This window comes from Pseudoteredinibacter isoporae, from assembly GCF_011602085.1.
In the GTDB taxonomy this organism is placed as follows: domain Bacteria; phylum Pseudomonadota; class Gammaproteobacteria; order Pseudomonadales; family Cellvibrionaceae; genus Pseudoteredinibacter; species Pseudoteredinibacter isoporae.
This window is the reverse complement of record NZ_JAAONY010000002.1, coordinates 617,598-630,859: the sequence shown is the minus strand read 5'-3', so window position 1 is coordinate 630,859 and position 13,262 is coordinate 617,598. Positions and strand designations below refer to the sequence as shown.

Below are 13,262 nucleotides of genomic sequence, written 5' to 3'. Positions count from 1 at the left end.
CATTGTGAGAGGAACATCATGCAGGTTTCAATCGAAACAACTACTGGTTTAGAGCGTCGCTTAACGGTAGGCGTGCCAGCTGAGCAAGTCGATAGCGAAGTTGAAAATCGCCTAAAGCAGGCCGCTAAAACCGTTCACCTGAACGGCTTCCGCAAAGGTAAAGTCCCTTTGAAAGTGGTTAAGCAGCGTTTCGGTGCGGGTGTTCGCCAGGAAGTAATCGGTGAAGTGATGAGCCGCAGCTTCTACGAGGCGGTTCAGCAGGAAGGTGTTAACCCTGCTGGTCAGCCAAGCATTGAGCCTAAAGAAATGGGCGAAGGCAAAGATATCGAATTTGTAGCGACCTTTGAAGTATACCCAGAAGTTGAACTGGCTGACGTATCCAGCATCGCGGTCAACAAGCCTGTTGCCGAGGTGACTGATAAAGATATCGACACTATGATCGAAACTCTGCGTAAGCAACAGGGTACGTTCAAAAACGTTCGTCGTAAGGCGGTTAAAGAAAACCGTTTGAACATCGACTACGTTGGCACCAAAGACGGTGAAGAGTTCGAAGGTGGTAAGGCTGAAGGTCAGGAATTGGTTCTGGGTTCCAACAGCATGATCCCGGGTTTTGAAGACGGCTTGATTGGCGCCAAAAAAGGCGAAGAGCACGTTCTGGATCTGACGTTCCCTGAAGATTACCACGCCGAAGAATTGAAAGGTGCTGCTGTGCAGTTCACTGTTAAAGTGAATCAGGTTGCCGCTCTGGAATTGCCAGAAATGGATGAAGAGTTCTTCAAGAAGTACGGCGTAGAAGATGGTGGCGAAGACAAGTTCCGCGAAGAAGTTCGCAACAATATGGAACGTGAACTGAAAAACGCGGCCAAGAACAAGGTGAAAACCCAGGTAATGGACGGTCTGCTGGATGCTAACAGCGTTGACCTGCCAAAAGCTCTGGTTGCTTCCGAGATTGATGCGTTGCGCGGTCAAATGATGCAGCAGTTTGGTGGCGCCGCAGAAAACATGGATCTGAAATCCATTCTTCCAGACGACATGTTCAATGAGCAGGCCGAGCGTCGTGTTGCGTTGGGCTTGATTGTTGGTGAGCTGGTTAAGAAGGAAGAGCTGAAAGTTGATGCCGATGCCGTTAAAGCAATGGTTGAAGAAATGGCTTCTACTTATCAGGACCCTGAAGAAGTTGTTAACTACTACTACAGTAACCGCGAATTGCTGGCGGGTGTAGAATCAGCCGTACTGGAAGATCAAGTGGTTGATCACATTCTGGAAAAAGCCAAAGTAGAAGAAGTTAAGAGCGATTATGAAGAAGTGATTAAGCCTGCTGAGCAAGCCTGATTAACCTCTTAGATCGTTTAATGATCAAAGCGCCGGCATTATGCCGGCGTTTTTGTTTAAGCTTTAGGCAGAATTGAATTTTATCGACTGAAAACTGGCATACTTGCGATCTTGCAGTTAAGCTCAGAGTAGATGATTGCCGGTATCGTACAGGGCTTCAGTGTGCGCTACCAAGGCCGATATATAAGAATCATTGGCAACTAAATTCCCGCCAATCAGTTAATCAGGCGACCATTTTCGGGCTCGCCAGGTAATAAGGAATCTGATAACACAATGTCCAGTATCGACACAATTAACCCGCTATCTCCTGTCGCCAGTGGTCTGGTACCTATGGTGGTAGAGCAAACGTCTCGTGGAGAGCGATCCTATGACATCTACTCGCGTCTGTTAAAAGAGCGGGTTATTTTCCTGGTGGGTCAAGTAGAAGACCACATGGCGAATCTGGTTGTCGCTCAATTGTTGTTTCTGGAAGCGGAAAACCCCGATAAAGACATTCACCTGTACATCAATTCACCCGGTGGTTCAGTAACTGCGGGTATGTCTATTTATGACACCATGCAGTTTATCAAGCCGGATGTCAGCACCATGTGTATCGGTCAGGCCTGCAGCATGGGCTCTTTCCTGTTGAGTTCTGGTGCGGAAGGCAAGCGTTATTGCCTGCCAAATGCCCGTACCATGATTCACCAGCCAAGTGGTGGTGCACAGGGGCAGGCGACCGATATCCACATCCAGGCTCAGGAAATTTTGAAGATTCGACAGCGTTTGAATGAAATCCTGGCTAAAAATACGGGTAAATCGGTCGATCAAATAGCTGAGGACACCGAGCGCGATAACTTTATGAGTGCGGAAGAATCTCAGGAATACGGCTTGGTCGACCAAGTGTTGAGCGCACGTTAATCTGCATCTGTTAAGATGTGTTGAATAAGGCGCCAATTATCTATCACAGTTCAAGGTGGGCTTGAAAAAGCTAGTGAAAGCACTCATCTTGTCTGTACGAACACATATTATGGCAAGCTCCGGCAGGAGATTCGGTATATCGTTGACGCCCCAGGCGCGCCTGTACCGGACAGGTGGCTTCGAGCGACCCGGCTGGGAAACTTTCCCGCTTAGAAAGGGCCATAATGACAAGGTCAATAGTGGAGTGGTTTGATGACCGATCACACAAATGAAAATGGGGATGACAACGGCAAACTGCTGTATTGTTCATTCTGTGGTAAAAGCCAGCATGAAGTCCGCAAGCTGATCGCCGGCCCTTCGGTATTTATTTGCGATGAATGTGTCGACCTGTGTAACGACATTATTCGTGAGGAAATTCAAGAGGCTGCGGTAGAGGGCAACTCTGATACTTTACCAACTCCCCAGGAAATCTCTTCTATTCTGGATCAATACGTAATTGGTCAGAAGCGAGCCAAGAAAGTGCTGGCCGTGGCGGTGTATAACCACTACAAGCGCCTGCAGATTGGCGAGAAGAAAAAAGACAAAGACGAAGTTGAGCTGAGCAAAAGTAATATTTTGCTGGTGGGCCCGACGGGTAGCGGTAAGACCCTGTTGGCGGAAACCCTCGCTCGTCTGTTGAATGTACCGTTTACAATTGCCGATGCAACTACTTTAACCGAGGCTGGTTACGTTGGTGAAGATGTTGAAAACATCATCCAGAAGTTGCTGCAGAAATGCGATTACGATGTCGATAAGGCCCAGCGTGGTATTGTCTACATCGATGAGATCGATAAAATTTCCCGCAAATCTGATAACCCTTCTATCACCCGTGATGTGTCCGGTGAGGGCGTTCAGCAGGCTCTGTTGAAACTGATCGAAGGCACTGTGGCTTCTGTGCCGCCTCAGGGTGGTCGTAAGCATCCGCAACAGGAGTTCTTGCAGGTTGATACCTCCAATATTCTGTTTATCTGTGGTGGTGCTTTTGCCGGCTTGGATAAAGTCATTCGCGACCGATCCGAGAAGGGCGGTATCGGATTCTCAGCTGAAGTGAAGAGCAAGTCCGACGATAAAGATTTTGGCGAAACCCTGCATGAATTGGAGCCGGAAGATCTGGTGAAGTACGGTTTGATTCCGGAATTTGTTGGCCGTTTGCCGGTTATCGCAACACTGGAAGAGCTGGATATTGCCGCTTTGGTTCAGATTCTGACTGAGCCGAAGAACTCTCTGACCAAGCAGTACAATAAACTGTTTGAAATGGAAGACGTCGAGATCGACTTCCGCCCGGATGCCCTGGAGGCTGTTGCCAACAAAGCTATGGTACGCAAGACTGGTGCCCGTGGCCTGCGTTCGATCATGGAATCTGTGCTGCTGGATACCATGTATAAAATTCCTTCAGAGGACAATGTGGTGAAAGTGGTGGTGGATGAATCTGTGATTAAGGGTGAGTCCGAGCCTTTGCTGGTCTATGAGACCAACGATCAGGCCGCAGCTGCTGAAGAGTAAGCGACAGTCTAAAGAGTACGAAAAAGGGGTGACATATCACCCCTTTTTTTATGCCAGTTCAATAAATCTATCACAAAACAGGCAGCTGGCTTGTAATTTGCAGACATGCCCCAATGATAGCAATATAAGGCCAAAAGCCCGGCGCTTTCAGGTGCGCTGTGGAGCTAGTGGTGAAATGAAGTACAGATTCCAAAGAGGCATAAATGGAACAGAGCAGTGAAGTAAGCGCCAATTCCCTCGAATTGCCACTATTGCCATTGCGTGATGTAGTGGTTTATCCCCATATGGTGGTTCCCCTGTTTGTTGGCCGGGAAAAGTCCATCGAGGCCCTTGAGATCGCGATGGCGGCTGATAAGCAGGTCATGCTCGTTGCCCAGAAAGACGCTGGCGAAGATGATCCCACTCTGGAGGGCATCTATGAGGTGGGTACCATCGCGTCGGTTCTGCAGCTGCTGAAGCTCCCGGATGGCACGGTAAAAGTGTTGGTTGAGGGTTCCAGTCGTGCATCCATCAAATCCATGCGCGAAGACGGAAATCACTACCTGGTTGAAGTCGAAGCTCTGCCTGTTGATGATATCGAAGAGCGTTCTGCGGACGTGCTTATTCGTACCGCAATGGCGCAGTTCGAGCAGTATGTAAACATGAACAAGAAGATTCCGGCCGAGGTGGTGACTTCGCTGTCGGGAATCGATGAGCCCGGGCGTTTTGCGGACACCATTGCCGCTCATATGACCCTGGAGCTTCCGCAGAAACAGGAAATCCTTGAAATCGCCGACATCCAAGTGCGTATTGAGCACTTGCTGGCTTTGATGGAAGCCGAATCTGATTTATTCCAGGTTGAAAAACGCATCCGTGGGCGCGTTAAAAAACAAATGGAAAAAAGCCAGCGCGAGTACTATTTGAATGAGCAGATGAAGGCCATTCAAAAAGAACTGGGCGACATGGGCGATGAGCCGAACGAAGTCGAAGAGCTGGAGACAAAAATCGGCGAGAGTGGTATGAGCAAGGAGGCCGAACAAAAGGCCATGTCCGAGCTTTCCAAGTTGAAGTTGATGTCACCGATGTCGGCGGAAGCTTCTGTGGTGCGCTCTTATCTCGATTGGATCGTCAATCTCCCGTGGAAAAAACGCAGCAAGGTTCGACACGATTTAGTGCGCGCTGAAAAAATTCTTAACGATGATCACTATGGTCTCGAAGAAGTCAAAGAGCGCATTCTGGAATATCTTGCCGTTCAAAAACGCGTGAAAAAAATCAAAGGACCGGTGCTGTGTCTGGTTGGTCCTCCGGGTGTTGGTAAAACCTCACTGGGTGAATCCATAGCGCGCGCAACCAATCGCGAATATGTGCGTATGGCCTTGGGTGGCGTGCGAGATGAAGCCGAAATTCGCGGGCACCGTCGTACCTATATTGGTTCTCTACCCGGTAAACTGATTCAAAAGATTTCCAAAGCCGGTGTTAAAAACCCGCTGTTTTTACTGGATGAAATCGACAAAATGGGGATGGATCATCGTGGCGACCCCGCCTCTGCATTGTTGGAAGTGTTAGACCCCGAACAAAATAAAGCCTTTAACGACCACTACCTTGAAGTGGATTACGATCTTTCCGATGTCATGTTTGTTTGTACGTCAAACTCCATGAATATTCCAGGACCATTGCTGGATCGTATGGAGGTTATTCGTCTGCCGGGTTACACCGAAGACGAAAAGGTCAATATTGCTGAGCGTTACTTGATTCCAAAGCAAATGAAGGCGAATGGTCTGAAAGAGGCTGAGCTGAGCATTGAGTCGGACGCTGTGCGCGATGTGATTCGCTACTACACGCGCGAAGCGGGTGTGCGTGGTTTGGACCGAGAAGTGGCCAAGCTGTGTCGCAAGGTTGTGAAGGAATTGGTAAAAGCGGAAGTCAAAGGTCGCGTCAGCATCGACGCCAGTAAGCTTGAGCATTACCTGGGTGTACGCAGCTTTGACTTTGGTGTTGCCGATGAGCAAAACCAGGTCGGGCAGGTCACTGGTTTGGCCTGGACCCAGGTGGGTGGTGAGTTGCTGACCATCGAGGCTTCTACGGTACCGGGTAAAGGACGCATGGTGAAAACCGGTTCTCTGGGTGATGTGATGCAGGAGTCAATCCAGGCGGCGACAACGGTCGTGCGTGCTCGCAGCCAGAATTTGGGTATTTTGCCAGACTTCCATGAGACCTCTGACATTCATATCCACGTGCCAGAAGGCGCGACACCTAAGGACGGCCCGAGTGCGGGTATCGCCATGGCGACGGCCCTGGTTTCGGTATACACCAATATTCCGGTGAAGGCCGATGTGGCCATGACCGGTGAAATTACCCTGCGCGGCGAAGTGCTGCGTATTGGTGGATTGAAGGAAAAACTGCTTGCTGCACATCGTGGGGGCATCAAGACCGTAGTGATTCCTGCTGGCAATGAGCGTGATTTGAAGGAAATTCCCGACAATATCAAGGCTGATCTCGACATTATTCCGGTGAAATGGATTGATGAGGTGCTGGAAGTTGCACTGCAGAATTCACCCAAACCGTACAGTGATGAAGAGTACGCCAAACTGCGCGAGAAGCTGGCGAACACTCACAAGCATGAGCAAGCCAAAACCCACTAAGGTGGCGTTTAAAAAATAATCAGCATCAGTTGTTCGAACTGAGCCCTGCGTTCATTTGGGGTTCAGTTTGAGCGGCGAAATTCGGTGAATGTGAAGCAATTTGATTATAAATTGCTCGGCTTTGTAAATTTAATAACGCCGTCCTTGACCCGTCCGACGGGGCTTTGGTATAAATCGCTATTCGCTTGCCCCGTGCGGGCTGCTGATAAAAGAAAGAGATTCCAGAACGGGATTCTGAACGAATATGTAACGTTCTTAGAGACCGTACCGACCGAGTAATGTAAGAGGGGTTATTGTGAACAAATCTGAATTAATCGAAGCTATTGCAGCATCTGCTGACATTCCTAAAGCTGCTGCTGGCCGTGCCTTGGACGCGATGGTAGACAGTGTAACTGGTGCTTTGAAAGAGGGTGACCAGGTTGTATTGGTTGGCTTCGGTACTTTCGCTGTTAAAGATCGCGCTGCTCGTACTGGCCGCAACCCACAAACTGGTGAGCCAATCGAAATCGCAGCGGCTAAAATCCCAAGCTTCAAAGCGGGTAAAGCACTGAAAGACGCAGTTAACTAAGTCGAGTGCTTTCGTTAAACCCAAATATCAAAAGCATTCATCAAATATCAGGATGTTGACATTGGGGTTTAGCTAGCAAGAAAGGCGTGCTTATTAAGAGCGCGCCTTTTCTGTTTGTAAAACCTCCATTAAATGCCACGGTTTGTGGCAAAAAACCAAGAAAGAATAAAGCAGGCTTGACCATGATTCAGAGTTTTCGTAACAAGCTTCAAGGAATATTCGCTGTTGTCCTTGTTGTGTTGATTTCAATTCCATTTGTTTTATTTGGTGTTGATTCCCTATTTACGACGAACTCGAACCAGGGTGAAGCGGCACAGGTTGATGGCGAAGCCATCACCGATACCGAATTAACTCGTGCAATTGCCATGCAGAAGCAGCAAATGGTTAACCGCTTTGGTGATCAGCTGCCTGCCGAATTCCTGACCGACGAGCGTTGGAGAACGCCGGTTCTGGAGCAATTGATTTCTCAGAAATTGGAAATCATTTCGGCTCGTGATAGTGGCATTGCGATTTCCGATGCGCGCATTGATCAGTTGTTGTTGGCTGAAGAAGCCTTCAAGGTTGATGGCAAGTTTTCCCCGCAGCTGTATCGCCAGCGTTTGGCGAGTCTGGGTTACACCCCGACAAGTTATAAAAAAGTGCTGCAGGATGAATTGATTGGTGCGCAGCTGCGTCAGGGCATCAGCCTGACAGCATTTGCGACCGATGCGGAATTGACCAGTACTCTGGTACGCGCTGGTCAAACCCGTGACTTCTATTTTGTAACCCTTCCTAAAGACCTGTTTTCAGAAGGCGCTGCACCGGATCAGGCAGCAATCGACGCGGAATACCAGAATAACTCCGCCCAATATATGGGCCCAGAGCAGGTTAAAGCACAACTGGTAGCTCTGGACGTTGATGAGCTGGCTAAGAATATCGATGTGGCTGAAGAAGATATTCGTGCCCAGCACGAGCAGGAAATCTCCGTATTCGAAGGTTCGGAGCGTCGTCGTGCGGCGCATATTCTGCTTGAGGATCTGGGTGATGGTATCGACCAGGCTAAAGCGGATGAGATCCAGGCCAAGTTGGACGCGGGTGAGGCCTTTGAAGCCCTTGCCAAGACCTACAGTGACGACATTCTGAGTGCAGAACAGGGTGGTGATCTGGGCTTTACCGACGGTGCTACCTTCCCTGAGGCCTTCGAAGCTGCTCTGGCGGGCATGCAGGAAGGCGAAGTTTCCCAGGCTGTTACGACGGAGGCCGGTGTTCATTTCATCAAGTTGTTGGAAATCGACGCCCCTGAAGCGCCAAGCTACGATTCCATGAAGGACGAAATCCGCGAGCGTCTGGTGCGCGACAAAGCTATGGCTGAGTTTGAAGAGTTGGCCCCCGAGTTGGAAGAGTTGGCGTATAACGCTGAAGATCTGACCGATGTCGCCGGCCAGCTGGGCCTGGATATGCAGAGCAGTGTCTGGTTGAGTCGTTCCGGTTCTGAAGGTCTTCTGTCCCACCCGAAGGTTTTGGAAGCGATTTTCTCGGATCAGGTACTGAAAGATCGTCAGACCAGCGACCCGATCGAGTTGTCGGATACTCAGGTAGCGATTGTTAAGGTGGTTGATTACAAAGCGCCTGCCGTAAAGCCTTTGGATGAGGTTAAGGAAGAGATTGTCAGCAAGTTAACCAACGCTACCATTCTTGGGCGTCAGCAGCTCGCTGCGAAAGAGCTGGAAGATGCCGTTGCGACAGGCGGTGACCTGGAAGCATTGGCCAAAGAGAAATCCTACACCTGGAATGTTGTACTCGCCTCACGCAAGGATAACTTTCAGGTTGAGCAGCAGCTGCTGAAGGCTGTATTCGCGATGAAGGCGACAGCGTTCCCGGCCTTTGATGAGTTGTCATTGGCTAACGGTGATTTGCAATTGATTCAGTTGAATGGTGTGACTGAGTTAAGTGCAGATGACATCAACAAAAATGAAAAGCAGCAACTCTCCGCTCAGCTGGAACAAGCTGAAGCGCGTCGGGATTTCTCGGCGTTCCAAGAGCAGCTTAGAGCAGATGCCGAAATCGAAGTCTTCGATAATAACGGCAGCATTTAAGATCAATAAAAAAGGCCAGCTAAGCTGGCCTTTTTTATGTCTGGTATCAACAGGGATCAGCTGCCCTGACGTTCTTTGTACTGTCGAATAATCTGGTTAAAGTTATTCGCCAATGCCTGCATCTTATCGACCATAGCGTTGTGCTGGCGAGTGTTCAGGCGCTTGCAGTTCAAGTAGCGGTCAGCATCAGCAAGATACTGCTTAACTTCTTTTTTAGCTTTCACCATTTCCGGAGTTACTGCGGTTGATGGATCTGGGAGATTGGGTTGTGATGGTTCGCTGCACGCGCTCCACCCCGGCTGAGAGATCATAATAAATGCGCTAAAGGCGATAGCGGTTGTTGTTTTCTTCATAACGGGCCTCGTTAAATGCTCCTGGAGTCATACATGGCATCCATGCTACAGATGTTGTTAAACAAATCTTTGCTTAATCAAAAAATAGCAGCTGATGGGCTCATATCCAGCTAGATTGGAGCTTCGATTGACGAGTGGTAAAAGCGCAGATTTTTACAGGCTAAAACTGACGAAAAGTCAGCGGCTCAGCGTTTGAGGCGGTTGTTTTTGATGAAGAGGCGGTATTTTGGCGCGAGCTTTTGAGTCTGTTTGGGGTCCATTTCCTCGGCCTTTTGGAAGTGCTCAGCCGAGCTGTTTTTGTCGCCGGATTCATAATAGGCCTGGGCCAGGCGGGTGTGAATAAAGGCCAGCTGTCCCCCGGGGCAATGCAGTGCGGAATTCAGCGCTTCAATGCTCTGGCTGTAGTTGGACAATTTGTAATAGCTGTCGCCTATGGCGGTTAGTACCCAGGCTGCTTGCTGATATTGGGCTTGGGGTTTGGGGAGTTTTAACCAGGCCTGATAAAAGACGCGCAAAGCGGCCTCGTAAGATTGCTCATCGTAGAGTTGGTAGCCACGGTCACAGAGCTCTTCTATTTGGTGGGCAATATTGGAATCCAGACTCATAGTTTAGCAATTCGATTTTTGTGTCTTTGGTCTTATTTGTGAGCAAAAGCCGTTTAAATGCGCTTGGCCTGGGGCTATTGTATTGGCTTTGGCGCAACATGCAAAGCGAGCTGAGGTATACTAGCGCCCATAATGAAAAACAGAGCACCCAGTGGTGTAGATGCTTGTTGAGCATCTGAAAGCGCGTCAATGGTAACGCAGCGATGATAGTGAAGAAATAGGAAGCAAATGAAGCTAATACCCATGCAAATTCTTGGCTGGCCAAGCCACTTGGTATTCTTTTCGGCGGCAGTGTTTTTGTTGGTGCTTTTGCTTTGGCGCCTCTGGCGCAATCGAGTGTCTCAACGACTCGAAGAAACCCGTCAGCTCGAACGACAGCAGCAGTTTGAAGCGCAAAGAGAACAAGATCTCGCTAAGCATGACGCTTTGCAGCTGCAATTGATGCAACTGGGCAAAGAGTCGGAGCAAATGCTGCTTGAGAATAAAGAACTGGCTCAGGAAAAACATCAGCTGCAACTGCAATTGGTTCAGTCTAAGCAGAAGCTGGAAATGCTGGAGCAGCAGCTTTCAGTAATGCCTGAGAAAGAGCAGCAATTGGTACGCTTGCAGGCCAGCCTTTCAAGTACAGAAACAAAACTGCATGAGCAGAAAGAACATCATCAATCTCAAATGGCTTTTGTTGAGCAAAGCCGTCAGCAGATGATGACTCAGTTTGAGGCACTGTCGGCCAAAATCTACGAGCAACAGGCCAAGCGCTTCAACGATGACAGCCAGCAATCACTCACGCAGTTACTCAATCCCTTAAAAAGCCAGCTGACAGAGTTCAAGGCGAAAGTTGAAGCCAGTCACGAAAAAGAAAGTGCCGAGCGACATATGCTGGCGGGTAAAATTTCCGAGCTGCAAAAGCAAACCCAGCAGATTGGTAACGATGCGATTAACTTGGCTAAGGCTCTGAAAGGGGAATCCAAAACCCAGGGTAATTGGGGAGAACTGGTGCTGGAGCGCCTTTTGGAAGAATCCGGCCTTCAGCGTGGGCGAGAGTATGAAACCCAGTTGTCTTTGCAGACGGTAGAAGGGGATAGGCGTTATCCGGATGTCTTAATCCGGCTGCCCCAGGAAAAAGATATTGTTATCGATTCGAAGGTGTCTCTGCTCGACTATGAAGCCTATTGTTCTTCCGACGATGAACAGGAAAAGGCTCTGTATTTGAAGAAACATGTGCAGTCCATCCGCAATCATATTTCGGGTTTGAGCCTGAAGGAATACGAAAAACTTGAAGGTATTCGAAGTCTGGATTTCGTGTTCCTGTTCATTCCTGTCGAAGCCGCGTTTATGGCTGCACTTCAGGCCGATAGTCGACTTTTCCAGGACGCCTACAACAAGCATATTGTTCTGGTGAGCCCAACGACATTGCTGGCTTCCTTACGCACGGTGGAAAATCTCTGGCGCCATGAAAAGCAACACAAGAATGCCCAGAAAATTGCCGATCAAGCGGGGGCCTTGCATGATCAGTTCGTCTTGATGCTCCAGTCATTGGAAGATCTGGGTAAACAACTGGATAAAACCCAAACGGCCTATGAGTTGACCCGTAAGCGTCTGGCCTCCGGGCGGGGTAATCTGATCAAGCGCAGTCAGGACATTCAAAAGCTTGGTGCGAAAACCAAGAAAACCCTGCCGGATAGCTATCTGGAAGATCTGGATTCCAATGAGGTGGATTCCGTCGCACCGTTGACGGCGATTGAGGGTTCCTTGTCCGACACCGAAAAGAACTCGTGAACCCTATCTATGTTATCGGCTTTTACCCTGGCGTTTGCCGCAACAGCACCGGTCTTTTTGTTGGTGCTGTTAGGGCTTTTGCTGAAGTTTTTTAAATTTCTCGACGATGCCTTTGTGAGTAAGGCATCGGAACTGGTGTTCTACCTTTTTCTGCCCTGTCTATTCTTTTTCACTTTGCTGGATACGGATATTGCGGGCTTTTTGTCGCCTGGTTTGAGCCTCAGCTTGCTCTTGTTTACCGTTGGTTTTTACTTGTTTCTTGAGCTTCTGGTGAAGCTTGTTCCTGCTTTACAGCCTTGTGCCGGAGAGTTTTGTCAGTCCAGCTTTCGCAGCAATCTGGCGTTTATTGGGTTGTCATTTTGTGCGGGAGCTTACGGTGATGAAGGTGTCGCCCGGGCGGCGGTTATCGTCGCTTTTTTAACGATTGCGTACAACATTTTGTCGGTGATCACGCTTGAGAAACACCTGTCAGCTTCATCTCGCAGTTCTATTTGGATGCTGCTCAAGCGTATCGCGAAAAACCCACTGATCATTGCCATTGTGGCGGGGATTGCCTGTAATCCAATCGCCAATGTCGTTCCCGAGTTTGTGAAACAGGGTGGTTCCTACCTTGCTCAAATAACCCTTCCATTGGCATTGTTATGTATTGGCGCGAGTTTAAGTTTGAAGTCCGGATCTGATACGCGTCATGGTTTTGCTCTGGGCCTGGTGGTGTTTTTTAAACTATTGCTGATGCCGGTTCTGGCCGTATTGCTGGTTTGGCAGCTTGGTTATTCCGATATGGAAGTGGGTATCACTTTCTTGCTTTTATCAGCACCAACCGCGAGTGCCAGTTTTGTTATGGTGGCTGCGATGGGCGGTGATGCCCGCTTAACGGCTAACTTTATCGCCGCGACGACGATAGGCTCCTTGTTCAGCGTGAGCATTGGTTTTGCCTTGTTAAACCTGTTTGTATTCGCAAACTGATTCGCGGCGCGATTTATGACACAATGTTACTTTGTTTTTAAACGACTCATTTTTACGGTTTTTCCATGTCTCTTTTAGCTCTTCTCTTGTCCGTTGCGGTATTGATTGTTATTGCATTGGCTGCTTACGCGATTTATCTGCATTGGCAATTGCGCGAACAGGAAAAGCGCCGGGAAGCCCAGCTGAAAGCGCTTCAGGTTGAAGCCGATAAGCAACGTGATCGCATCAATAAAAGCATTCAGGTGATTGCGGCGGCGATGGGGAGTGATCAAATGACCCTGACTGAGGGAGCGATGCGCTTGTCGGTATTGCTGCAAAGCCTGGGGCTTTCTGAAGAAGTGTTAACCCCATACTCCTCTCTGTTTAAGCTGGCAGAGGCGACTGCGCATATTCCAATTCTGGAAGAATGGAAAAAGCTGCCACTGAAACAGCGTCTGGCATTTGATCAGCAGCGTGAGGCCCTTGAGGCGGATTACCGTGATTTGGTTATGGATTCCGCCAAGCAGCTGCTCAATAAGAACTTTTAA

The 13,262-nt window shown here is 49.0% G+C and carries 10 protein-coding genes and 1 pseudogene; 9 read left to right on the top strand and 2 right to left on the bottom strand.

Features of this window, described 5'->3' with window-relative positions:
- Positions 1-18 precede the first annotated feature (18 nt).
- The 6 genes and pseudogenes from tig to G8768_RS11205 all read left to right on the top strand — a co-directional run bounded on the left by tig (position 19) and on the right by G8768_RS11205 (position 9,035).
- On the top strand, positions 19-1,332 hold the full coding sequence (gene tig / locus G8768_RS11230) for a trigger factor (protein WP_166847040.1): 1,314 nt from the start codon (positions 19-21) through the stop codon (positions 1,330-1,332).
- A 273-nt stretch (positions 1,333-1,605) separates the two neighbouring features.
- Positions 1,606-2,229: an ATP-dependent Clp endopeptidase proteolytic subunit ClpP gene (gene clpP / locus G8768_RS11225; RefSeq protein ID WP_166847043.1), complete on the top strand. Its 624-nt coding sequence runs from the start codon at positions 1,606-1,608 to the stop codon at positions 2,227-2,229.
- A gap of 252 nt (positions 2,230-2,481) precedes the next feature.
- Positions 2,482-3,771, top strand: a complete 1,290-nt coding sequence (gene clpX / locus G8768_RS11220) for an ATP-dependent Clp protease ATP-binding subunit ClpX (protein WP_166847046.1) — start codon at positions 2,482-2,484, stop codon at positions 3,769-3,771.
- 203 nt (positions 3,772-3,974) lie between these two features.
- The gene (lon, locus tag G8768_RS11215; RefSeq protein WP_166847048.1) at positions 3,975-6,392 is read left to right on the top strand and encodes an endopeptidase La; all 2,418 of its coding nucleotides are present in this window, start codon (positions 3,975-3,977) and stop codon (positions 6,390-6,392) included.
- A gap of 277 nt (positions 6,393-6,669) precedes the next feature.
- Positions 6,670-6,960: pseudogene (locus G8768_RS11210) on the top strand (HU family DNA-binding protein); the annotation flags it as partial.
- 182 nt (positions 6,961-7,142) lie between these two features.
- Positions 7,143-9,035 (top strand): SurA N-terminal domain-containing protein, encoded by a 1,893-nt coding sequence (locus G8768_RS11205; protein ID WP_166847049.1) that lies wholly within the window; start codon positions 7,143-7,145, stop codon positions 9,033-9,035.
- 56 nt (positions 9,036-9,091) lie between these two features.
- Here the strand turns inward: G8768_RS11205 and G8768_RS11200 are convergent, their stop codons facing one another.
- Positions 9,092-9,388, bottom strand: a complete 297-nt coding sequence (locus G8768_RS11200; RefSeq protein WP_243749487.1) for a hypothetical protein — start codon at positions 9,386-9,388, stop codon at positions 9,092-9,094.
- Between the two features lie 185 nt (positions 9,389-9,573).
- Positions 9,574-9,993 (bottom strand): tetratricopeptide repeat protein, encoded by a 420-nt coding sequence (locus G8768_RS11195; RefSeq protein ID WP_166847051.1) that lies wholly within the window; start codon positions 9,991-9,993, stop codon positions 9,574-9,576.
- Positions 9,994-10,221: 228 nt separating this feature from the next.
- On the opposite strand from G8768_RS11195, the gene G8768_RS11190 reads away from it, so the two are divergent.
- The 3 genes from G8768_RS11190 (at position 10,222) to G8768_RS11180 (ending at position 13,262) form a co-directional block, all read left to right on the top strand.
- Entirely contained in the window at positions 10,222-11,769 is a 1,548-nt protein-coding gene (locus G8768_RS11190) for a DNA recombination protein RmuC (protein ID WP_243749486.1), read from the top strand.
- Positions 11,770-11,778: 9 nt separating this feature from the next.
- Complete coding sequence (locus G8768_RS11185) at positions 11,779-12,735, top strand: AEC family transporter (RefSeq protein ID WP_166847053.1); 957 nt, start codon at positions 11,779-11,781, stop codon at positions 12,733-12,735.
- 65 nt (positions 12,736-12,800) lie between these two features.
- Positions 12,801-13,262, top strand: coding sequence for a DUF2489 domain-containing protein (locus tag G8768_RS11180; protein WP_166847055.1), 462 nt, complete (start codon positions 12,801-12,803; stop codon positions 13,260-13,262).